The organism is Sphingomonas sp. RS2018, from assembly GCF_054489605.1.
Map to the genome: position 1 here is coordinate 377,198 of NZ_JBTMWL010000003.1, position 20,976 is coordinate 398,173.

The window sequence follows — 20,976 nt, forward strand, 5'->3', positions numbered from 1 at the left end:
CTACAGGACGCCGTCGTCGAACAGGCCGTACATCAGCGTCGACGCGTAATAGCGTACCGCCCGGTCGCGCGGCATGGTCGACGCCCATTTGCGCATGTCGAACGCGGCGTTCTGCAGCGCCATCAGCGCCTGCGACGCGACCAGCGGATCGACCGCGCGGATCGACCCTTCCGCCACGCCGTCCGATATCATGCCGGCGAAGCGGCGGGCGATGCGGTTGGACCGGTCGATCATCGTCTGCCGGTCGCGCGGCGGCAGGCCGGAGAGCGCGGTGGTGCGCAACAGCGGAGCGCGATCGGAGAACTGCACGTCGACCAGCGTCGCGACGACGCTCGACAATTGCTGCCACAGCGTGCCGCCGCCGTCGTGCGCCAGCACCTGCGCACTCGCGATCGTGTCGAAGCTGCGTCGGTAGCATTCGGTGACCAGCTCGTCCTTGGCATCGAGATGGTGATAGAAGCTGCCCTTGGTGACGTTCAGCTCGCTCGCGATCTTCTGCACCGATGCGCCGCGATAGCCGAGCGCGTTAATGAGGCCGGTGGCGGCGGTCAGGAACGCGGCGCGGCCGGGTTCGCGTTCGTCATGCGCCAGATCGAGCATCGTGGGCGACCAGCGTGCGGCCGGTACGGCAAGCCCGCCCGCGAACACGTCCATCAGCCGCGCCTCGATCCGCGGAAATTCGTCGAGGTCGTAGCGCGGCAGCCATGCCGCCAGCCAGAAGGTGTTCTCCAGCAGCACGTGCGCGCGGGCGCCGTACAGATCCTTGGTGCCGCGCTCGGTCGGGTCGCCCCACAGCGCGCGGGTATTGCGGAAGACGCGCTGCCACCCCGCCATCAGGCGCCCGCGCATCGGCTCCTCCATCGCGCGCAGGTCGCTGAGCACCGCGAAGGCGGTCTCCTCGCCGCGCTGGATGCGGGCCATGCGCGCGAAGTTGATCGCGACGTAGCGCTCGACTCGCGCGCGGGGCGTGCGTTCGGTCATCGCCTCGTCCAGCATCGCCTGCAACCGGGCGAGCGTTTCTTCGAAACAGGCGGAGGCGAGGTCTTCCTTGCGGCGGAAATAGTAGGTGACGCTGGTGGTATTGAGCCCGACGCGGCTGGCGACGTCGGCGAAGGTCATGCCCTTTGCGCTCTGGTCGTTGATGGCCTCGGCAGCGGCGGCGAGGATCGCGTCGCGCTTGGCGCGGAACCGCTTCGTCCCCCCCGCGCCCGCCGGCGTCTGCGGGTCGGATGCGTTCATGATCGCCACCCTAGCAGCGGTTTTTCGAAGGCATAGTGGCTTTTTGAAACCGCCCGCCGCCGTCGTGACGGAATCACGGGATCGGGGTTTACCGAAAAACCGGTATGGCGTAACCCCATGGCAACGACGAGACCGGGAGAGGATGCACGATGGACTTCACCCTGAGCGAGCGCGAGACCTACTTCCGCGACCGGGTGCGCGCCTTCATCGATAGCGAGATCGCCCCGCGACAGGCGGATTACGACGCCCAGTCGCACAGCGGCGAGCGCTGGAAGGTGCTGCCGGTCATCGAGGAGGTGAAGGCGCTGGCCAAGGCGCAGGGCCTCTGGAATTTCTTCATGCCGCCGCATTCGGGGCAGACCCATGTCGACGACAGCTTCGCGTTCGAGGGCACGCAGCTCAGCAACCTCGAATATGCGCTCTGTGCCGAGGAGATGGGGCGGATCGGCTGGGCCAGCGAATGCTTCAACTGCTCGGCGCCCGACACCGGCAATATGGAAGTGTTCCATCGCTACGGTACGCGCGCGCAGAAGGATCGCTGGCTGAAGCCGCTGATGGAGGGCGACATCCGATCGGCCTTCCTGATGACCGAGCCGGCGGTCGCATCGTCCGACGCGACGAACATCGAGACGCGGATGATCCGCGACGGCGACCATTATGTCATCAACGGGCGCAAATGGTGGTCGTCGGGCGTCGGCGATCCGCGCTGCGCGGTCGCGATCGTGATGGGCAAGACCGATCCGGAGGCCAAGCGCCACGCCCAGCAGAGCATGATCGTCGTGCCGATGGATGCGCCCGGCGTGCGCATCGAACGCATGCTTTCGGTCTATGGGTATGACCACGCGCCGCACGGGCACGGCGAGGTCGTGCTGGAGAACGTGCGCGTGCCGGTCGAGAACATGCTGCTGGGCGAAGGTCGTGGGTTCGAGATCGCGCAGGGGCGGCTGGGGCCGGGGCGCATCCATCATTGCATGCGCACGATCGGGGTGGCGGAAGCGGGTTTGGAGGCGATGACGAAGCGCCTGCTGTCGCGCATCGTCTTCGGCAAGCGCATCGGAGATCACAGCGTGTGGGAGGAGCGCGTCGCGCGGGCGCGCATCGACATCGAGATGACGCGGCTGCTGTGCCTGAAGGCCGCGGACATGATGGACCGGGCCGGCAACAAGTCGGCGCAGAACGAGATCGCGATGATAAAGGTGCAGGCGCCGACGATGGCGCTGCAGATTCTGGACGATGCGATCCAGGCGCATGGCGGCGGCGGCGTGTCGGGCGACTTCCACCTGGCGCACGACTGGGCGAGCGTGCGGACGCTGCGCTTCGCCGACGGGCCGGACGAGGTGCACAATCGCGCGATCGCGCGGGCGGAGTTCGGGAAATATGGGGATTGGCGGGAAGGCCGATAGCATGCCGTGCTCCCGCGCAGGCGGGAGCCCAGAGTTTTAGGCGTCGCCCCGTGTTGCCCTAGGCTCCCGCCTGCGCGGGAGCACCGGTCAGGAAGTGAAATGAAAGCAGCAGTCCTTTTCCAGCCCGGCCAGCCGCTCTCGATTGAGGATGTCGCGCTCGATGCCCCGGCACCGCATGAGGTGCTGATCCGCACCGCCGCGGTGGGCGTGTGCCGGTCCGACCTGCATTTCGTCGATGGTGCCTATCCGCATGCGGTGCCGACCGTGCCGGGGCACGAGGCGGCGGGCGTGGTCGAGGCGGTGGGGAGCGAAGTGCGGTCGGTGAAGGTCGGCGACCATGTCGTCACCTGCCTGTCGGCCTTCTGCGGCCATTGCGAATTCTGCGTGACCGGAAATCTTTATCTTTGTCTGGGCGGCGATACGCGTCGCGGGCGCGGCGCGCCGCCGAGGCTGACGCTGAACGGCGAACCGGTGTCGCAGATGCTGAACCTGTCGGCTTTTGCCGAGACGATGCTGGTGCACGAACACGCCTGTGTCGCGATCGACCGCGACATGCCGCTCGACCGCGCGGCGTTGATCGGGTGCGCGGTGACGACGGGCGCGGGGGCGGTGTTCAACTGTTGCGACGTGACGCCGGGGGAGACGGTGGCGGTGGTCGGCTGCGGCGGGATCGGGCTGGCGGCGGTCAATGCGGCGCGGATCGCGGGCGCCGGGCGCATCGTCGCGATCGATCCGGTGCCGGAGAAGCGCGCGCTGGCGGAGAAGCTGGGCGCCACCGACACGATCGACGCGCTGAGCGATACCGCCGCCGAACAGGTCGTCGCACTGACGAAGGGCGGTGTGCATCACGCGATCGAGGCGGTCGGGCGGCCGCAGTCGGCGGCGACCGCGGTGAAGGTGCTGCGGCGCGGCGGTACGGCGACGATCCTGGGAATGATGCCACTGGCCGAACAGGTCGGGCTGTCGGCACTCGACCTGCTGTCGGGTAAGCGGTTGCAGGGCGGGTTGATGGGGGGAAATCGCTTTCCGGTCGATATCCCGCGGCTGGTCGATTTCTATCTGCGCGGGCTGCTCGATCTCGACAGCATCATTGCCGAGCGGCTGCCGCTGGAGCGGATCAACCACGCCTTCGACGAACTGCGCAAAGGCGATGCCGCGCGCAGCGTGATCGTGTTTCCATGACCGCCGACGAAGCACCTCAGACGATGGCCGTGCCGGAGCGCGACCGGCTGGACAAGGCGGCGCTGGCCGCATGGATGAGCGCCAACGTCGAGGGGTTCGTTGCGCCGCTGACGTACCGGAAATTCTCGGGCGGACAGTCGAACCCGACCTATCTGATCGAAGGCGCGGATGGCGCGCGCTACGTGCTGCGGCGCAAGCCGTTCGGGCCGCTGCTGCCGTCGGCGCATGCGGTCGATCGCGAGTATCGCGCCATCGCCGGGCTGTATCCCACTGGGTTTCCGGTCGCGCGGCCCTATGGGCTGTGCACGGACGAAGGCGTGATCGGGGCGCAATTCTACTTCATGGGGTTCGCGGACGGGCGCAACCTGTGGGACGGGACGCTGCCCGGCTATGCGCCGGCCGAGCGGACGGCGACCTATGCGGCGATGTGCGACACGCTCGCGGCGCTGCACAGCGTCGATCCGGCGGCGGTGGGGCTGGGCGACTATGGTAAGCCCGGCAATTACTTCGATCGCCAGGTCGCGCGTTGGACGAAGCAGTATCGCGCCTCCGAAACCGAGCACATGCCGGATGTCGAGCGGTTGATCGAATGGCTGCCCGCGACATTGCCCGAACAGGGGCGGACGAGCATCGTCCATGGCGACTATCGCATCGACAACATGATCTTCGCGTCCGACGCGCCGCGGGTGATCGCGGTGCTCGATTGGGAGCTGTCGACGCTCGGCGATCCGCTGGCCGACTTCAGCTATTTCCTGATGGGATGGGTGACCGAGCCCGAGGGGCGGTCGGGCGTGAAAGGACGGACGGGTCCGGAGACCGGCATCCCGACGATCGAGGCGATGGTCGAGCGCTATTGTGCGGCGACGGGGCGGGACGGGGTGCCGGACCTCAACTGGTATTTCGCCTACAACCTCTTCCGCCTGACCGGCATTGTGCAGGGCATCAAGCAGCGTATCGTCGCGGGCACGGCGTCGAGCGCGCAGGCGGAGAAATCGGCGGCGCAGGTGTACCGGCTGGCGGCGGCGGCGTGGGATTTCGCGGAGAAGGCGGGGGCGTGACGATGGGGCGATTCGCGGGCAAGTCGATCATCGTCACCGGCGCGGGATCGGGGATCGGCCGTGCTGCCGCATCCCTGTTCGCGGCACAGGGCGGGCGGGTGATCTGCGTCGACCTATCGGAAGGGTGCGAGGAGACCGCCGCGACGATCGGTGCGGCGGCGACGCCCCTGCGCATCGATGCGGGCCGCGAAGAGGACGTGGTTCGCGCGGTCGAACTGGCGGTGGCGACACACGGCGGGCTGGACGTGATGTTCGCCAACGCCGGCATCTCGGGCGGGATGGCGAACATCTTCGACACCGACGTCGCGCTCATCACCGAAGTGCTGCGCGTCAACCTGATCGGGCCGTTCCTCGCTATCAAACACGCCGCGCCGCGCATCGCCGAGCGCGGCGGCGGGGCGATCGTGCTGACCGCTAGCGTCGCGGGGCTGCGGTCGGGCGCGGGGTCGCCTGCCTATTCGGCGTCGAAGGCGGGGGTCATCAACCTCGCACAGGTCGCGGCGCAGCAGCTGTCTGGATCGAACGTGCGCGTGAACGCGGTGTGCCCCGGGCTGACCGAGACAGGCATGACGAAGCCCGTGTTCGACTACGCCCGCGCGTCCGAGAAAATGGACCGGGTCGGGCGGCTGAACCCCTTGCGCCGTGGCGCGCAGGCCGACGAATTGGCGAGCGTCGTCGCCTTCCTCGCCAGCGACGAGGCGAGCTATGTGAACGGGCAGGCGATCGCGGTGGATGGCGGGCTGTCGTCAAGCCACCCGGTCACGCGGCAGGACTATGGTACGACGGCGGTCTGAACGCGGAACCGCTTGTTTCGCGTGTGGTTCTCTGGGGCGAAGGAGTTTGCCCCCATGTCGATCGCACCGCCGCTGAACTATTCCCCCGACGTCGAGCAGATCGCGCCCGACGAGGACGAGACGGTCGCCGAACTGAACCGGTCGTTCGACAAGATCCTGACGACGACGTCCGAGGATTATGGCCATGCCGTGCGGTCGGTCCACGCGAAGGCGCATGCGGTGCTAAAGGGCACGCTGTCGATCGACGACGGTTTGCCGCCGGAACTGGCGCAGGGCCTGTTCGCGACACCGGGCGAGCATGCTGCCTATGTGCGCATGTCGACCAACGCGGGCGACGTGCTCGACGATGCGATCTCGTTGCCGCGCGGCCTTGCGTTGAAGATCCTTGACGTGGCGGGCGAGCGGCTGCCCGATGCCGAGGGGACGACGCAGGACTTCATCTTCGTCAACGGACCGGTCTTTCAGGCAAAGACGCCGGAAGCGTTCGCCAAGAACCTGAAATTGCTCGCCGCGACGACCGACAAGGCGGAGGGCGGCAAGAAGGTGATGTCGGCGGTGCTGCGTGGGCTCAATACCGCGCTGACCAGCGTCGGGATCGAAAGCGCGGCGATCAAGACGCTGGGCGGGGCGCCCAATGTCGAGCCGCTGGGCGAGACCTTCTTCACCGCCACACCGTTTCGCTATGGCGATCATATCGCCAAGCTGAGCCTCGCGCCGGCCACGCCGCAGATGCAGGCACTGACCGGCGAGACGATCGACGCGAGCGAGGATCGCGACGCCATCCGCCATCAGGTCCGCGAAGAGATGCGCGGAATGGACGTCGTGTTCGAACTGCGCGTGCAGCTGTGCCGCGACATCGAGAAGCAGCCGGTCGAGGATCCGACCGTCGAATGGCTGGAGGAAGACACGCCGTTCCAGCGTGTCGGCGAACTGCGCATTCCGGCGCAGGACAGCTGGGCGGATGAGCAGGTCGATGCGATCGACGAGCGGATGCGGTTTTCGATCTGGACGGGGCTCGCCGCGCATCGGCCGCTGGGTGCGATCAATCGCGCACGCAAGGACACGTACAGCAATTCGGCGGGCTTCCGCGCGCGGTTCAACGGGTGTCCGATCCATGAGCCGGTTGGGGCGGTGGAAGCGGCTTAGCGCTCTCCATCGTCATCCCGCGGAAAGCCGGTATCAACTCACCGCGCTGGACGGCAGTTCGCGCAAAACGGCCGGCAACAGGATTGTCACCGTCGTCCCTACACCCACACGGCTGGCGATGTCGAGCCGGCCGCGGTGGCGTTCGACGATGTGCTTGACGATGGCGAGGCCGAGGCCGGTACCGCCGATCGCGCGGCTGCGGCCCGGATCGACGCGGTAGAAGCGTTCGGTGAGGCGCGGCAGGTGTTCGGGCGGGATGCCGTCGCCCTGATCGGTGACGGCGATGCGGGCCATGCCGCCGTCGTCGTTGGCGATGGTGATCGTGACCGGCGTGCCGGGCCGCCCGTACTTCATCGCGTTGCCGACGAGATTGTGAAGCAGCTGCGAAAGCTGCGCCGCGTCGCCGGTCACCGCCACCGGGCCGTCGGCGTCGAGCTGAAGATTGCGCCCGCGCCCGCCGGCGATGTTGGACAGTTCGACGCACACGGTGCGTGCCAGCTCGGTCAGGTCGACCAGCGCGTCGGGCGCGCGAAATTTTTCCGCCTCGATCCGGCTGAGGCTCATCAGATCGCCGACCAGCCGGTCCATGCGCCGCGCCTCGTCGTCCATCACCTGCAGGAAGCGTTCGCGCACCGGTGGCTCGTCGCCGGCCCCGTCGCGCAGCGTCTCGATGAAGCCGAGGATCGAGGCGAGCGGCGTGCGTAGCTCGTGGCTGGCATTGGCAACGAAATCGACACGGATGCGGTCGGCGGCGCGGGTTTCGGTGCGGTCGGACAGGTGAATCAGGCGCTTGCCGTCGCCGGCGGGGGCAAGGCGCATCTGCCAGTGCTGGTCGCGCTTGCCCAGTCCGACGAGATCGACGGGCTTGGCGTCGTCGTCATCGTTGGGGCGCAGCAGACGTTCGGCGGCGGCGGGATGACGAATGGCGAGGCGGACGTCTTCGCCCGGGACATGCTCGCCGAGCAATGCCCGGGCGGCGCGGTTGGCGCGCAGGACCTGCGACCCGGCGACGACCAGCAGGGGCTCGCCGACCGCGTCGAGAACCGAGTCGAGATCGCTGCCGTCGCCTGCGACGATCTGGTCCGGGGCCGAGCGTACCGGCTCCCCGATGTTGGCCGACATCAGCACCGCGGCGGTGCCGAACACGAGGATCATGAGGACGGTGGAGCCGTCATGGACGAACAGCCAGGCGGAGACGGCGGCAACGAGCACCAGCGCCAGCGCCAGGATCAGACGGATCGTGCGGGCGGTCCCCATCGCCCCCGCGCCTTCAGCCGATCGCCTCGACCACCGCGGCGCGCAGCTCGGCCAGTCCCATGCTCTTTTCGCTCGACGTCAGGATCAGGTCGGGGTGGGCGGCGGGGCGCTTGCGGACCTCGTCGGCGGTCTTCTGCGCGACGGCGGTCAGTTCGGTCGCCTTGATCTTGTCGGCCTTGGTCATGACGATGCGGTAGCTGGCCGCCGCGCCGTCGAGCATGTCCATGATCTCGCGATCGACCGGCTTGATGCCGTGGCGGCTGTCGATCAGCACCAGCGTGCGCTTCAGCACGGCGCGACCGCGCAGGAAGTCGTTCACCAGGAACCGCCACTTGCGCACCAGATCCTTCGGCGCCTCGGCAAAACCGTAACCGGGCATGTCGACCAGCCGGAAGCGCAGCGGCGTGCCGACTTCGAAGAAGTTCAGTTCCTGCGTGCGCCCCGGCGTGTTCGACGTGCGGGCGAGACCGTTGCGATTGGTCAGCGCGTTCAGCAGCGACGATTTGCCGACGTTCGACCGGCCGGCGAAGGCCACCTCCGGCACGTCGGCGGCGGGCAGATGCTCCAGCGACGGCGCGGATTTCAGGAAGGTGACGGGTCCGGAGAACAGCTTGCGCGCGCTCTCGACCAGTTCCGGGTCGAAGGGCGCGGCGGCTTGCGGACCGCGCGGCGTGCCGTCGTCCGTCACTTGGGCGCCGCGGTCTTGAGGGCAGGGTGCCGCGAGTACAGCCATTGCTGTTGCGCGATGGTGAGCAGGTTGGACGTGATCCAGTAGACCTGCAACCCGACCGCGAACGGCGCCATCACGAACATCAGCACCCACGGCATCAGCGCGAAGATCTGCTTCTGCGTGTCATCCATCGGCGCGGGGTTCAGCTTGAACTGGAAGTACATGCTGATGCCCAGCAGGATCGGCACGACGCCGATCGCGATGAAGTGCGGCGGCGTGAAGGCGAGCAGGCCGAACAGGTTGAGCGGCGTCAGCGGGTCTGGTGCGGACAGATCCTTGATCCACAGCACGAACGGCTGGTGCCGCATCTCGATCGTCAGCATCAGCACCTTGTAGAGGGCGTAGAAGATCGGGATCTGGATCAGCGTCGGCAGGCAGCCGGCGACGGGATTGACCTTCTCGTCCTTGTAGAGCTTCATCATCTCCTGCTGCAGGCGCGGCTTGTCGTCCTTGTAGCGCTCCTGCAGCGTCTTCAGCTTGGGCTGGATCGCGCGCATCGACGCCATCGACGCGAACTGGCGCTGCGCGATCGGGAACATGATGAGGCGGACGGTGAAGGTCAGCAGGATGATCGCGACACCGAAGTTGCCGATCATGCGGAACAGCCAGTCGAGATATTTGAAGATCGGCTTTTCGATCACCTCGAACCAGCCCCAGTCGATCGCCTTGCCGAAATGGGTGATGCCGAGCGTATCCTCGTAGCGATCGAGCAGGTTCACCTCCTTGGCGCCCGCGAAGAAGCGGGCGGTGGTGGTGATGGCAGCGCCGGGCGCGACCTGCTTCGGTGCGACGGTATAGTCGGCCTGATAGGTCTTGTTGGGACCGCCGCGGAACATGGCGGTGACGTCGGCGCCCTGATCGGGGATGATCGAGGTCAGCCAGTATTTGTCGACGAAGCCGTACCAGCCGCCCTTCGACGTGATCGTCTGGGGTGCCGCGTCCACGTCCTTGAAGTTGATGCCGTAGTCGGCCGCGCCGTTGTGCGCGGACATCGGGCCGGTGTGGATCGTCCAGCTGTCCGGATCCTTCGACACGCCGGTGCGGTTCACGAAGCTGTAGGGCGCGACCGCGACCGGGGCGGCGCCGGCGTTGGCGACCGTCTGCGTCACTGTGAACATGTAATTCTGGTCGATCGCGATGCGAATCGCGAACCGCTGTCCGGTCGCGTTGGCGGCGGTCAGCGTGACGGGGGTCGTCGGCGTCAGCACGCTGCCGTCCGCTTGCCACACCGTATCGACGGCGGGTGCGATGCCGCGCCAGCCGAAGCCGGCGAAATAGGCGTCGGTGGTGCCAGACGGCGACAGCAGGCGGATCGGCGGCGAATTCTTCGCGATCGTCTCGTCGTACTTGGTCAGGATCAGGTCGTCGATGCGCGCGCCGCGCAGGTTGATCGAACCCTTCAGCGTCGGCGTGTCGATGCGCACGCGGGGGCTTTCCGCCAGCACGACATTGCGATCGCGGATCGCGGCGGGGGCGTCGGCGGTCGGATCGGCGGCGGGATTAGGCAACGCCTGCGTCTTGCCGTCCGCGATCTTCGTGACCGGCGGGTTGGCAGCAGGGAAGAAGTGCCGGGTGACATAGGGCCAGCCGAACAGGATCAGCGCCGCGAACACCGCGAAGAGCACGAAATTCTTGCTATCGTTCTTCAAAATTCGTCCCCGAAAGTCCGCTTACGGCACCGGATCATGACCATGACCGCCCCATGGATGGCAGCGTGCGATACGCTTCGCCGCCAGCCAGCCGCCCTTTGCCGCGCCATAGCGGCGAAGCGCCTCGATTGCATAGGCCGAACATGACGGCGCGTAGCGGCACGACGGCGGCAGGATGAGCGATGGCCCGAGCTGCCACCCGCGCGCGACGAGAATGAGAAGGCGGGCGATCATTTGCGCGGCGCCCCGTTTCTTGGCGGCCGCTCACGTGGCGGATGTGTGGGTTCTCGCGCGACCTTGCCGCACGCCTTCACGAAATCGGCCTGGAGCGCCGCCCAGTCGCGCTCGATCCCGCTGGCGCGGCCGATCAGCACGTGGTCGGCGCCGGGCACGCCGTGTTCGCGCAGCAATGCGCGGGCGAGTTCGCGGAAGCGGCGCTTCATCCGCGAGCGGACGACCGATCCGCCGACCTTCTTCGATACGGTGATGCCGATGCGCATCGTCGAATCGTCGTCGCCCCGCGGGCGCGCCAACAGCACGAAGCCGGGCATCGCTGCCCGGCGTCCTGCATTCGCCTTCAGATAATCGGCGCGCTGCGTCAGCCGCGCCGGCCGGGACGTGGTTACGCCGACAGCTTCTTGCGACCGCGATTGCGGCGAGCGCGAATCACGTTGCGGCCACCCACCGTTGCCATGCGCGAGCGGAAGCCGTGACGGCGGGCACGCACCAGGTTGCTCGGCTGAAAGGTCCGCTTCATCGTTCATTCCCGTTTCGTCAAATGTCAAAAGGCCGCCACTGGGGACGGCCACGTCGACGGTCCCCTTAGGCGAGACGGTCGCTTTCGTCAACGCGATGCGTCGCGTTCGCGGCGGCGGCGCGCACTCGGCCGGCGCAGGCCGCGGTCGGCGAGGTTGCCGGCACGCGGATAGCGCCGCTTCGCCTGCGCGAACCGCCGTCGCGCCCAGAGCGAATTCTGCAGCACGAGGCCCAGCCCGCCTGCGAAACTAAACACCCCCGCCGGCCCCGGCAGCAGCGCGACGACGGGCGTGATCGCCATCAGCAGCACGCCGAACGCGAGGAAGACGCTGCGAAGCGCCGGATGACGGGCGGAGTGTCGGGCCACGATGCGCGATGTGGCCCCGGCGTATTGGGGTTGCAAGACACTTCCGCCCACGAAACGATCGGCTATGGGTGTGACACGTTGACGGGCAGGGGAAACGGGTTTGGTCGCGATCGTCTCGACAGTGGCGTATCTCGGACTGGAGGCACGCGGAGTCGAGGTGCAGTGTACCCTCGTCGCCGGGCTGCCGGCCTTCGTCGTCGTCGGCCTGCCCGACAAGGCGGTGGCGGAAAGCCGCGAGCGGGTGCGCGGCGCGATCGCGGCGATGGGACTGTCGCTGCCGCCCAAACGCATCACCATCAACCTGTCGCCCGCCGACCTGCCGAAGGAAGGATCGCACTTCGACCTGCCGATCGCGCTGGCGCTGCTGGCGGCGATGGGGGTGGTCGATGCCGAGGCGTTGAGTGAGTATGTCGTGGTCGGCGAACTCGGTCTCGATGCGCGGGTGCAGCCGTCGGCGGGCGTGCTGCTCGCCGCGATCCATGCCGGGGCCGAGGGGAAGGGGCTCGTCTGCCCCGCTGCGCAAGGTGCGGAGGCGGCCTGGGCGGGATCGGTCGAGGTGCTGGCGGCGCACGACCTGATCGGGCTGCTCAATCACTTCAAGGGCCAGCAACTGCTGAGCCCGCCGGCGCCGGGCAAGGTGGAGGAGGGGACGTTCGGACCCGACCTCTCGCAGGTGAAGGGGCAGGAAACCGCACGCCGCGCGCTGGAGATCGCGGCGGCGGGCGGGCACAATCTGCTGATGGTCGGGCCGCCGGGCGCGGGCAAATCGCTGCTCGCCGCGTGTCTGCCGGGTATCCTCCCGCCGCTCGACGCCGCCGAGGCGCTGGAGGTGTCGATGGTGCAGTCGGTGGCGGGCACGCTGACCGGCGGCCGGCTGACGCGGGTGCGGCCGTTCCGGTCGCCGCATCACTCCGCATCGATGGCGGCGCTGACCGGCGGCGGGCTGCGCGTGAAGCCGGGCGAGGTGAGCCTCGCGCACATGGGCGTGCTGTTCCTCGACGAGCTGCCCGAGTTCCAGCGCGCGGTGCTCGATTCGCTGCGCCAGCCTCTGGAAACGGGCACGGTCAGCGTGGCGCGGGCGAATGCGCACGTCACCTTCCCCGCGAACGTGCAACTGGTCGCGGCGATGAATCCGTGCCGCTGCGGGCATCTCGGCGATCCGGCGCTGGCGTGTTCGCGCGCGCCCAAATGCGCGACGGATTATCAGGCGAAGGTGTCGGGGCCGCTGCTCGACCGCATCGACCTGCACGTCGAGGTCGCGGCGGTGAGCGCCGCCGACCTGATCGCGCCAGGTGCCAGCGAAGACTCGGCGACGGTCGCCGCTCGCGTCGCGGCGGCTCGGGCAGTGCAGGCGGCGCGTTACGACGGCACTGCCGCGCGCACGAACGCCGAGGCCGATGGCCCGGTGCTCGACGCCGCCGCGACCCCCGACGAAGCGGGCCGCGCGCTGCTCGTCCAGGCCGCGAGCGCGATGCGGCTGTCGGCGCGCGGGTACACCCGCGTCCTGCGCGTCGCCCGCACCATCGCCGACCTGGCCGGCGCGACGACGATCGGGCGCATCCACATCGCCGAAGCGCTCAGCTATCGTCGCCAGCCGCCGCGCAATTGACGGATCGCGTCCGAAGCGTCTAACGCCCCTCCCATCGCTGCCCCTGTGGCGAAATTGGTAGACGCATTCGACTCAAAATCGAACGCCGCAAGGCATGCTGGTTCGAGTCCGGCCAGGGGCACCATCGTTTTAGTAAAGGGCGGTTTTGCGCCAGTTTTCTGCGCCTTGGTGTCTAACCAATCGGTGGGTTAGACTTCGACCGGTTCCTTGCAGCAACTTCCGACGGGTCGCCTTCAGGTGATCCTGCTGAATCGGCCGCTCTCCGATGGCTTCGCAGGCACGCGTTTTCTCCCATCGCACCTGACGAGATCGTCCGGGGTAGGCTTCGGCCCATACGTCACGCGCCTGCCGCCCAGACGTGCCACGGGGCCCTCGGCACTACGCGCGCGGCGGCTATCCGGTAGCAAGGATGCACCACCCGCGGCGAAGCAATGCGTGTCTCCGCCAAAAAGCCGCCAGCCTTTCGACTGACGGCTCTTCCACAGGAACAATGGGAAAGAGATCAGGCGAAACGGATACGCGTCGCGACGGTCTCTCGGCGGCGCATTGCAAAGCCAATACCGCCGAAACCGACCATCATCATTGCCCAAGTGACGGGTTCAGGGATGGCGGCGCTGACAGCAGCCGAGCCGATCGTGAGGTTATCGAGAACGAAAAATCCGTTGGTGGTCGACACTCCGTTCGCGAGCCCGATGTCAATCGACAAGATGCGCGCGCTCGAAGTCAGTCCTAAAAAGCCGGTGCTCATGACGTAGTTCGCGGTGTCAGCGGATCCGTTAATAGACCGTTCACCGGAGGCCAGCGTCTTTCCTTAAGAAAAGGCAAGGTTCCCAACTTGGTACGGTCCGCGTCGTAGTGGTAACGAATGCCCGCAAACCGCTCATGCCTTGCGGTGCACCAATTTGGTGCGGTGCACCAATTGGACCGACAAGCTTGCGCACGGCGGCAGACGCGAGCCGACGAAACGAGCCCTGGCATCTGCGCCGACGTCGTGTCAGCAATTCAAGCCCCCCAGTCACCCAACTTGCCGCCGCTCTTCTCGATCAGCCGCACCTGTTCGATCACCATGCCGCGGTCGATCGCCTTGGCCATGTCGTAGACGGTGAGCAGCGCGACGGTGGCGGCAGTGAGCGCCTCCATCTCGACGCCGGTCTTGCCGTCGGTGGTGGCGGTGGCGGTGACGGCGATCCCGGCGGATTCGATCGCGAGGTCGAGCGTGACGCTAGTGAGCGGCAGGGGGTGGCAGAGCGGGATGAGGTCGGCGGTGCGCTTCGCCGCCATGATGCCGGCGATGCGAGCGACGGCGATCACGTCGCCCTTCTTCGTCGCGCCGTCTCGGATGGCGGTGAGGGCTTCCGGCGCCATCGCGATGCGGCCGGCGGCGACGGCACGGCGGGTGGTTACCGCCTTGCCGCCGACATCGACCATGCGGGCGGCGCCGTCGGCGTCGAGGTGCGTGAGGCCGCTCATCCGACGAGCGCGCGGGTGGCGGCTTCGACGTCCGCTTGCCGCATCAGCGATTCGCCGATCAGGAAACAGCGGATGTCGTGCTCCGCCATCGCGTCCAGTTCGGCGCGGCTGGTGAGGCCGCTTTCGGCGACGAAGGTGCAGTCGGCGGGTGCGCTGGCGACAAGTTCGTAGGTCCGCGCAAAATCGACCGTGAAGTCCTTGAGATTGCGGTTGTTGACGCCGATCAGTCGAGAACGCAGGCGAAGCGCGCGCTCCATCTCTTCGGCGTCGTGGACCTCGACCAGCACGTCCATGCCGAGCTGGATCGCGCTGTCCTCGATCTCCGCCATCGCGCCGTCGTCGAGCGCGGCGACGATGATGAGGATGGCGTCGGCCCCGATCGCGCGCGCCTCCAGCACCTGCCACGGATCGACCATGAAATCCTTGCGGATGACGGGCAGCTTGCAGGCGGCGCGGGCGGCGATCAGATACTCCTCATGCCCCTGGAAATAGGGGGCGTCGGTCAGGACCGAGAGGCAGGCGGCGCCGCCAGCGGCATAGGCCCGGGCGTGGTCGGCGGGATGAAAATCGTCGCGGATCAATCCCTTGGATGGTGATGCTTTCTTGATTTCTGCGATCAGGCCGTAGCCGCTTTCGGCTGCCCGATCGAGCGCGAGGCGGAAGCCGCGCGGCGGCGTCTGCGCGAGCGCCATCGCGTGGAGGTCGGCGAGCGGCGTCGCGCGGCGACGCTCGACCACTTCGTCGCGCTTGGTGGCGAGGATGTCGTCGAGCATCGTCATGAATAGGCGATCCAGCGGTCGAGCAGGCGTGCGGCGGCGCCTGCGTCGATGGTTTCGGCGGCGAGCGCGGCACCCTCCTCCAGATTGGGGCGCTCGCCCGCGATGACGAAGGCGGCGGCGGCATTCAGCAGAACGGCGTCGCGATAGGCGGACGCCTCGCCCGCCAGCAGTCGGCGCAGTGCGAGCGCATTATAGGCGGGGTCGCCGCCGTGAAGCGCGGTAAGCGGGCTGCGCGGCAGGCCGGCGTCCTCGGGCGTGATGCGGTCGGGCAGGGCGACGTCGCCGACCGGGACGACCAGCGTCGGGCCGGCGGTGGAGATTTCGTCCAGCCCTTCCTCGCCCGAGACGACCGCGGCGCCGGTCGAACTGAGGCTCTCCAGCGCGGCGGCGTAGACGGGGGCGTAGTCTGGGCGGGCGATGCCGATCAGCTGACGCGTGACGTGGGCGGGATTGGCGAGCGGCCCCATCAGGTTGAAGATCGTACGGCGGCCGAGCCGCTGGCGGATGGGCTGGATGCGGCGCATCGCCGGGTGGTGATTGCCCGCGAACAGGAAGCAGATGCCGATGTCGGCGAGGCTGCGTTCGGCGAGCGCGCCGGCGCGGACCATGTCGAGGCCGAGTGCCTCCAGCGTGTCGGCCGCACCTGCCTTCGACGAGGCGGCGCGGTTGCCGTGCTTGGCGACGGGGACGCCGGCGGCGGCAACGACCAGGCTGACCGCGGTCGAGACGTTGAGCGTGTGGTGGCCATCGCCACCGGTGCCGCAGACGTCGATCGTGCCGGGTGGCGCTTTGATCGGGATCAGCCGTTCGCGCAGCGCGCGCGCGGCCTCGGCGATCTCGATGGCGGTTTCGCCACGTTCGGTGAGGCCGATCAGGAAAGCGGCGATCTCGTCCTCCGACGTCCGCCCGTCGAGCAGGTCGGCGAACGCCTGATGCGCGCTTTCGTGGCTGAGCGGCGTCGATGGATCGGGCAGCAGCGTCAGCGTCGTCATGCGGCGACCTTCAGGAAGTTGGCGATTAGGGTGTGGCCGTGTTCGGTGGCGATGCTTTCGGGGTGGAACTGTACGCCGTGGATTGGCAACATGTGGTGACGGAAGGCCATGACGCTGGCGTCTGGGGCCATTGCATTTACGAGCAGCGTGTCGGGCACGTCCTCCACCACCAGGCTGTGATAGCGGGTGGCGGTGAAGGGGGAGGGGATGCCGGCGAAGACGCCGGTGCCGTCGTGGGTCAGCGCGCTGGTCTTGCCGTGCATCAGGCCGCCACGCACCACGCGCCCGCCGAAATGCTGGCCGATCGACTGATGACCGAGGCACACGCCGAGCAGTGGCCGGCGCGCTTCCGCGCACGCCGCCACGACATCAAGGCTGATGCCGGCCTCGTTGGGGGTGCAGGGGCCTGGCGAGAGCAGGATGCCGTCAGCGCCGGTCGCCAGCGCTTCGGCGGCGGTCAGTTCGTCGTTGCGCACGACGCGGACTTCGGCGCCCAGCTCCATCACGTAATGGACGAGGTTCCAGGTGAAGCTGTCGTAATTATCGATGACGAGGATGAAGGGGGCGGGGGTCATGGCGGGGTTCGCCATAGCGAAGACATGGCCGTGCGCAACATTCGCCGCAATCCGGGCGTTGAACGGGCATGACGGGACGCGTCGAGATCGGGAGTAGTTGAATGTTACGTTTGTTGATGGTCGCCGCCGTCCTGGCCGCTCCCACCGCCGCCGTTGCGCAGGAGAATGGCAACCCGCCGCAGCGCATCCGCAATATCCAATTGCGATCGGGCGAACCCTGTCCGGCGTCGCAGCCGGGTGAGATCGTCGTGTGCGCGCCGGCGGAGGCGGAACCCTATCGCATCCCCAAGCCCCTACGCGAGGTGCCCAAGCAGACCGCGCCGAGCACCGCCTGGTCGGTGAAAGCCGATCGCGCGATCGACGACAGCCGGCGCATCCTGCCGGGCAGCTGTTCGCCGATCGGCACGAACGGGCAGAGCGGCTGCGGAATCAAGGCCGCGGAGCAATGGGCAGCGGAGAAGCGGGCGGCGGCCAACGGCGTAGTCGAGCCGCAGTAACTTCGGGGCTTCGGGCTAGTGGCTGACAGTCACTGCCCGAAGCCGGCCTCTTCGGCGCGCGCGACGGCGTCGCGTGCGGCGGCGAACAGCGCGCCGGACTTGGCCTCGCATTCGCGCTGTTCATAGGCGGGGTCGCTGTCGGCGACGATGCCGGCGCCCGCCTGCACGTGCATGATACCGTCCTTCACGACGGCGGTGCGCAGGACGATGCAACTGTCCATCGACCCGTCGGGCGAAAAATAGCCGACGCCGCCGGCATAGGCGCCACGCGTCTCGGGTTCGAGTTCGGCGATGACCTGACAGGCGCGGACCTTCGGCGCGCCGCTGACGGTGCCGGCGGGGAAGCCGGCGAACAGCGCGTCGATGGCGTCGCGGTCGTCGCGCAACGTACCGACGACGTTCGACACGATGTGCATGACGTGGCTGTAGAATTCGACGCCGTAGCTGTCGGTGACGGTAACCGAGCCGGCGGCGGCGACGCGGCCGACGTCGTTGCGGCCGAGGTCGAGCAGCATCAGGTGTTCGGCGCGTTCCTTCTCGTCGGCGAGCAGGCTGGTGCGGTTCGCCTCGTCCTCCGCCGCGGTGCCGCCGCGCGGGCGGGTGCCGGCGATCGGGCGGATCGTGACCTGTCCGTCGCGGACACGAACGAGGATCTCGGGACTCGATCCGGTCAGCGCGAAGCCGGGCAGGTCGAGATGGTAGAGGAACGGCGAGGGGTTGATGCGGCGCAGCGAGCGGTAGAGCTCGAACGGCGGCAGCGCGAAGGGGGTGGTGAAACGCTGCGCGAGCACGACCTGAAAGATGTCGCCGGCGACGATATACTCCTTCGCCGCGCGCACCATCTCGCCGTAGCGGCCGGACGCCAGCACCGGCTGTGCCGCGACTTCGGCATGATCGGCGCGCAGCGGCGGGGAGACGGGGGTGGTGGCGAGGCGGGCGGCGGTCGCATCGATGCGATCGATCGCGGCGTCGACCGAGGCGCCGGGCCACACCGGCGCGACGAGGAACAAAGTGTCGGCGAGGCGATCGAACACCAGCAGCACGGTCGGCCGCACGAACACCATGTCGGGCAGGTCGAGCGGATTGGGGGCAGGACGGTCGAGCCGCTCGACGAGGCCGATCGTCTCATAGCCGAAATAGCCGACGAGGCACGCGAGCGCGCGCGGCAGTTCGGCGGGCACGTCCATGCGGCAGGTCGCGACCAGATCGCGTAGCGCGGTCAGCGACGGCGCGCCGGCAGGGGCGAATGCGTCGCGATCCGTCAGCCAGTCGCGGTTGATCTCGGCCGTGTCACCCTGCGCGCGGAACAGCAGGTCGGGGGCAAGGCCGATCAGGCTGTGCCGCCCGCGCACCGAGCCGCCCTCGACCGACTCCAGCAGGAAATCGCCGCGACCGGGCTCGATCAGCTTCAGCGCGGCGGCGACCGGCGTCTCGGTGTCGGCGACCTGACGCCGCCAAACGAGCGAGGGACAACCGTCGGCCAGCGCCGCACGCGCCTCGGCAACGCCCTCCGCCGGCATCAGTTGGTGCCGCTTCCGCCCATATCGGCGCGCAGCTTGGCAAGCGCCGCGGCGTCGCGCTTCACGACCATCGCCTTGCGGACGGCGGCGGCAAACTGCTCGACATATTCCTGACCGATGACGCTGCCGAGCCCGGCGCGGGTCGAGTTGACCAGCGCGGTGTTGCCGGCCGCATTCGCGCTCTGGATCGCGTCGAGATAGACGACGAAATAGCCGGCGCGGTCGGGCGCCTCCAGCAGCTTCGCCTTCTTCGGCGCCATCGAGAACATCATCTGGATCGCCGGCGGCACCTGCTGGCCCTGCTGCGCGAGCTGGGCGCGCGTGGCGTTGAGCGGCTCGACCGCGGGCAGCTTCGCGCCGGTCGCGGCGAGCGCCTGTGCCAGCGGCGTACCGGCATTGGCCTTCGCCACGGCCTGGATCGCGAGGCCGCGCGCGGTGCGCAGGTTGCGATCGGCGATGAAGTCACGCGTCACGACATCACGGATGGTGGCGAGCGGACGCGGTGCGGCGGGCACGATCTGACCCACCGCGACGACAGCGAAGCTGCCGTCGGCGTCGGTCTGCACCACCTGCGGCGGATCGCCGTCCACCGCGATGAACGCGGCCTGCGCCAGACGGGCCATGACCGGGTCGGGCTGGCCGGGGGCATCGGGATCAATGCCCGCCGAGGTCAGCGGCTTCGTGGTCTGAGCGGTCAGCTTGGCGTCGGCCATCAGCTCGTCGAACGTCGAATTCTCGGCGGCGGCGGAATCCAGACGGTCACGCAGGTCGGCGACGGCCTGCAGCCCCTTCGTCTTGTCGATCTCGGCGGTCAGCTCGGGCGTCGCCTGTTCGAGCGATTTGCCGGCGATCGCCTGCACGCCGTCGACGCGCAAAACGTGCCAGCCGAGCGGGGAGCGCACCGGGCCGACGACCGCGCCGGTGGTGGCGGCGAAAGCGGCATCGGCAACGGCGGTGGACGACTGGCCGGTGAACGCGGCCTTGTCCACGCTAGTGGCGGTGCTCGCCTCCAGCCCTGCGCTGCGCGCGGCGGCGGCGATGGCGGCGCCACCCTTGACGCTGTTCGCGATCTGGTTGGCCAGCGCCTGCTGCGCGACGACGACCTGGGTGATCGTGCGTTTCTCGGTCGGGGCGAAGCGGGTCTTCGCATTCTGGTACGCGGTGGCGATTTCCGCCGGGGTCGCCTTGGCGGCGGCGGCGAGGTCGCTCGCCTTGACCAGCGCGTAGCGGACCGAGCGGCGCTCGGGCACCATGTAGCGGCTGCGATTGCGGTTGTAGAAGGTCGCCAGCTCCGCATCGGTCGGCGGTGTGCCGGCACCCATCGCGGCGGCGGGGATGAACCCGACGCTGCCCTGACGACGCTCCAGCAGCAGCGAGGCATAGGGCAGTGCAAGCTGCGTCGATACCTGGCTCGCGCCCTGCGTCGGCACGATCAGCTGACGCGACAGCATGTCGCGGGCGATGTCGGCGCGCAGCGTCGCGTCGGTCAGCCCCTGCTGACGCAGCACGGCGTCATAGGAGGCCTGGCTGAATTTGCCGTCCAGCCCGCGGAACGCCTGGATGCTGGCGATCTCGCCGTCGATGGCGCGTTTGCTGGCGACCATGCCGATGCTCTCGGCGAATTCCTGGAACGCGAGGCCGTTGATGGCGCGATCGATCACCGCGGCCAGCCCGCCCTGATTGACGAAGGTCGCCATGTCGAGGCCGGGCTGCTGCTGCTGATAGCCGGCGAAGGCGTTCTGCGCGCGCTGGCGCAGTTCGGATTCGCCGAGCTTGCGCCCGCCGACTTCGGCCACCGCGCCGCCGAGGTTCCCCGAATCGCCGCGGACGTTGGTGATGTCGCCCGCGGCAAAGGCGAGCGCGACGACGACGAGGACGCCGAGCGCGATGACCTTGCCCACGGTCGAATTGATGGCATTGCGGAACGAACCGAGCATCGAAACCTGACGACAT

The 20,976-nt window shown here is 68.2% G+C and carries 21 protein-coding genes, 1 tRNA gene and 1 pseudogene; 8 read left to right on the top strand and 15 right to left on the bottom strand.

Going from position 1 to position 20,976, the window contains the following annotated elements; all coding sequences use genetic code 11:
- Complete coding sequence (locus ACX40P_RS11305; RefSeq protein ID WP_459126439.1) at window positions 1-1,239, bottom strand: TetR/AcrR family transcriptional regulator; 1,239 nt, start codon at window positions 1,237-1,239, stop codon at window positions 1-3.
- 149 nt (window positions 1,240-1,388) lie between these two features.
- Here ACX40P_RS11305 and ACX40P_RS11310 point away from each other — a divergent pair, with 149 nt between their 5' ends.
- The 5 genes from ACX40P_RS11310 (at window position 1,389) to ACX40P_RS11330 (ending at window position 6,822) form a co-directional block, all read left to right on the top strand.
- Window positions 1,389-2,642: an acyl-CoA dehydrogenase family protein gene (locus ACX40P_RS11310; protein WP_459126440.1), complete on the top strand. Its 1,254-nt coding sequence runs from the start codon at window positions 1,389-1,391 to the stop codon at window positions 2,640-2,642.
- A gap of 99 nt (window positions 2,643-2,741) precedes the next feature.
- Window positions 2,742-3,824 carry a Zn-dependent alcohol dehydrogenase gene (locus ACX40P_RS11315; protein ID WP_459126441.1) on the top strand — a complete coding sequence of 361 codons (1,083 nt, stop codon included), beginning with the start codon at window positions 2,742-2,744 and terminating at the stop codon, window positions 3,822-3,824.
- Window positions 3,821-4,882 (top strand): phosphotransferase family protein, encoded by a 1,062-nt coding sequence (locus ACX40P_RS11320; RefSeq protein ID WP_459126442.1) that lies wholly within the window; start codon window positions 3,821-3,823, stop codon window positions 4,880-4,882. The genes ACX40P_RS11315 and ACX40P_RS11320 overlap by 4 nt, the downstream gene beginning before the upstream one ends.
- 2 nt (window positions 4,883-4,884) lie before the next feature.
- Window positions 4,885-5,676: an SDR family NAD(P)-dependent oxidoreductase gene (locus ACX40P_RS11325; RefSeq protein ID WP_459126657.1), complete on the top strand. Its 792-nt coding sequence runs from the start codon at window positions 4,885-4,887 to the stop codon at window positions 5,674-5,676.
- 54 nt (window positions 5,677-5,730) lie between these two features.
- On the top strand, window positions 5,731-6,822 hold the full coding sequence (locus ACX40P_RS11330; protein WP_459126443.1) for a catalase family protein: 1,092 nt from the start codon (window positions 5,731-5,733) through the stop codon (window positions 6,820-6,822).
- A gap of 33 nt (window positions 6,823-6,855) precedes the next feature.
- Here ACX40P_RS11330 and ACX40P_RS11335 read toward each other — a convergent pair whose 3' ends face one another.
- The 7 genes from ACX40P_RS11335 to ACX40P_RS11365 form a co-directional block, all read right to left on the bottom strand.
- Entirely contained in the window at window positions 6,856-8,079 is a 1,224-nt protein-coding gene (locus tag ACX40P_RS11335; RefSeq protein WP_459126444.1) for an ATP-binding protein, read from the bottom strand.
- A 13-nt stretch (window positions 8,080-8,092) separates the two neighbouring features.
- Complete coding sequence (gene yihA / locus ACX40P_RS11340) at window positions 8,093-8,767, bottom strand: ribosome biogenesis GTP-binding protein YihA/YsxC (RefSeq protein ID WP_459126445.1); 675 nt, start codon at window positions 8,765-8,767, stop codon at window positions 8,093-8,095.
- Window positions 8,764-10,458 (bottom strand): membrane protein insertase YidC, encoded by a 1,695-nt coding sequence (gene yidC / locus ACX40P_RS11345; RefSeq protein WP_459126446.1) that lies wholly within the window; start codon window positions 10,456-10,458, stop codon window positions 8,764-8,766. Before yidC ends, yihA begins: the two co-directional genes overlap by 4 nt.
- A gap of 21 nt (window positions 10,459-10,479) precedes the next feature.
- Window positions 10,480-10,692, bottom strand: coding sequence for a membrane protein insertion efficiency factor YidD (gene yidD / locus ACX40P_RS11350; RefSeq protein WP_459126447.1), 213 nt, complete (start codon window positions 10,690-10,692; stop codon window positions 10,480-10,482).
- Complete coding sequence (rnpA, locus tag ACX40P_RS11355) at window positions 10,689-11,060, bottom strand: ribonuclease P protein component (RefSeq protein WP_459126658.1); 372 nt, start codon at window positions 11,058-11,060, stop codon at window positions 10,689-10,691. The genes yidD and rnpA overlap by 4 nt, the downstream gene beginning before the upstream one ends.
- A gap of 20 nt (window positions 11,061-11,080) precedes the next feature.
- Window positions 11,081-11,215, bottom strand: coding sequence for a 50S ribosomal protein L34 (gene rpmH, locus ACX40P_RS11360; protein WP_066813008.1), 135 nt, complete (start codon window positions 11,213-11,215; stop codon window positions 11,081-11,083).
- 87 nt (window positions 11,216-11,302) lie between these two features.
- Complete coding sequence (locus tag ACX40P_RS11365; protein ID WP_459126448.1) at window positions 11,303-11,581, bottom strand: hypothetical protein; 279 nt, start codon at window positions 11,579-11,581, stop codon at window positions 11,303-11,305.
- Between the two features lie 100 nt (window positions 11,582-11,681).
- On the opposite strand from ACX40P_RS11365, the gene ACX40P_RS11370 reads away from it, so the two are divergent.
- The gene (locus ACX40P_RS11370) at window positions 11,682-13,190 is read left to right on the top strand and encodes a YifB family Mg chelatase-like AAA ATPase (RefSeq protein WP_459126449.1); all 1,509 of its coding nucleotides are present in this window, start codon (window positions 11,682-11,684) and stop codon (window positions 13,188-13,190) included.
- A 39-nt stretch (window positions 13,191-13,229) separates the two neighbouring features.
- Window positions 13,230-13,314, top strand: a tRNA-Leu gene (locus tag ACX40P_RS11375).
- Between the two features lie 378 nt (window positions 13,315-13,692).
- On the opposite strand, the pseudogene ACX40P_RS11380 reads toward ACX40P_RS11375, so the two are convergent.
- The 5 genes and pseudogenes from ACX40P_RS11380 to ACX40P_RS11400 form a co-directional block, all read right to left on the bottom strand.
- Window positions 13,693-13,839: pseudogene (locus tag ACX40P_RS11380) on the bottom strand (PEPxxWA-CTERM sorting domain-containing protein); the annotation flags it as partial.
- A gap of 353 nt (window positions 13,840-14,192) precedes the next feature.
- A complete protein-coding gene (moaC, locus tag ACX40P_RS11385; RefSeq protein WP_459126450.1) occupies window positions 14,193-14,660 on the bottom strand; it encodes a cyclic pyranopterin monophosphate synthase MoaC in 468 nt (155 codons plus the stop codon).
- Window positions 14,657-15,439, bottom strand: coding sequence for an indole-3-glycerol phosphate synthase TrpC (gene trpC / locus ACX40P_RS11390; RefSeq protein ID WP_459126451.1), 783 nt, complete (start codon window positions 15,437-15,439; stop codon window positions 14,657-14,659). The genes moaC and trpC overlap by 4 nt, the downstream gene beginning before the upstream one ends.
- On the bottom strand, window positions 15,436-16,431 hold the full coding sequence (gene trpD, locus ACX40P_RS11395) for an anthranilate phosphoribosyltransferase (protein WP_459126452.1): 996 nt from the start codon (window positions 16,429-16,431) through the stop codon (window positions 15,436-15,438). Before trpD ends, trpC begins: the two co-directional genes overlap by 4 nt.
- Window positions 16,428-17,021, bottom strand: a complete 594-nt coding sequence (locus tag ACX40P_RS11400; protein WP_459126453.1) for an anthranilate synthase component II — start codon at window positions 17,019-17,021, stop codon at window positions 16,428-16,430. The genes trpD and ACX40P_RS11400 overlap by 4 nt, the downstream gene beginning before the upstream one ends.
- 86 nt (window positions 17,022-17,107) lie before the next feature.
- Between ACX40P_RS11400 and ACX40P_RS11405 the strand changes: the two genes are divergently transcribed.
- Entirely contained in the window at window positions 17,108-17,503 is a 396-nt protein-coding gene (locus tag ACX40P_RS11405) for a hypothetical protein (protein WP_459126454.1), read from the top strand.
- Between the two features lie 29 nt (window positions 17,504-17,532).
- Here ACX40P_RS11405 and ACX40P_RS11410 read toward each other — a convergent pair whose 3' ends face one another.
- Together ACX40P_RS11410 and ACX40P_RS11415 are read right to left on the bottom strand one after the other, a co-directional pair.
- Window positions 17,533-19,023: an anthranilate synthase component I family protein gene (locus tag ACX40P_RS11410; protein ID WP_459126455.1), complete on the bottom strand. Its 1,491-nt coding sequence runs from the start codon at window positions 19,021-19,023 to the stop codon at window positions 17,533-17,535.
- Complete coding sequence (locus ACX40P_RS11415) at window positions 19,023-20,960, bottom strand: peptidylprolyl isomerase (RefSeq protein WP_459126456.1); 1,938 nt, start codon at window positions 20,958-20,960, stop codon at window positions 19,023-19,025. The genes ACX40P_RS11410 and ACX40P_RS11415 overlap by 1 nt, the downstream gene beginning before the upstream one ends.
- Window positions 20,961-20,976: the final 16 nt, after the last annotated feature.

Coding starts and splice junctions, on each gene's coding strand:
- ACX40P_RS11305 (WP_459126439.1), bottom strand. CDS start 1,239: ATGAACGCATCCGACCCGCAGACGCCGGCGGGCGCGGGGGGGACGAAG.
- ACX40P_RS11310 (WP_459126440.1), top strand. CDS start 1,389: ATGGACTTCACCCTGAGCGAGCGCGAGACCTACTTCCGCGACCGGGTG.
- ACX40P_RS11315 (WP_459126441.1), top strand. CDS start 2,742: ATGAAAGCAGCAGTCCTTTTCCAGCCCGGCCAGCCGCTCTCGATTGAG.
- ACX40P_RS11320 (WP_459126442.1), top strand. CDS start 3,821: ATGACCGCCGACGAAGCACCTCAGACGATGGCCGTGCCGGAGCGCGAC.
- ACX40P_RS11325 (WP_459126657.1), top strand. CDS start 4,885: ATGGGGCGATTCGCGGGCAAGTCGATCATCGTCACCGGCGCGGGATCG.
- ACX40P_RS11330 (WP_459126443.1), top strand. CDS start 5,731: ATGTCGATCGCACCGCCGCTGAACTATTCCCCCGACGTCGAGCAGATC.
- ACX40P_RS11335 (WP_459126444.1), bottom strand. CDS start 8,079: ATGGGGACCGCCCGCACGATCCGTCTGATCCTGGCGCTGGCGCTGGTG.
- yidD (WP_459126447.1), bottom strand. CDS start 10,692: ATGATCGCCCGCCTTCTCATTCTCGTCGCGCGCGGGTGGCAGCTCGGG.
- rpmH (WP_066813008.1), bottom strand. CDS start 11,215: ATGAAGCGGACCTTTCAGCCGAGCAACCTGGTGCGTGCCCGCCGTCAC.
- moaC (WP_459126450.1), bottom strand. CDS start 14,660: ATGAGCGGCCTCACGCACCTCGACGCCGACGGCGCCGCCCGCATGGTC.
- trpC (WP_459126451.1), bottom strand. CDS start 15,439: ATGACGATGCTCGACGACATCCTCGCCACCAAGCGCGACGAAGTGGTC.
- trpD (WP_459126452.1), bottom strand. CDS start 16,431: ATGACGACGCTGACGCTGCTGCCCGATCCATCGACGCCGCTCAGCCAC.
- ACX40P_RS11400 (WP_459126453.1), bottom strand. CDS start 17,021: ATGGCGAACCCCGCCATGACCCCCGCCCCCTTCATCCTCGTCATCGAT.
- ACX40P_RS11405 (WP_459126454.1), top strand. CDS start 17,108: ATGTTACGTTTGTTGATGGTCGCCGCCGTCCTGGCCGCTCCCACCGCC.
- ACX40P_RS11410 (WP_459126455.1), bottom strand. CDS start 19,023: ATGCCGGCGGAGGGCGTTGCCGAGGCGCGTGCGGCGCTGGCCGACGGT.
- ACX40P_RS11415 (WP_459126456.1), bottom strand. CDS start 20,960: ATGCTCGGTTCGTTCCGCAATGCCATCAATTCGACCGTGGGCAAGGTC.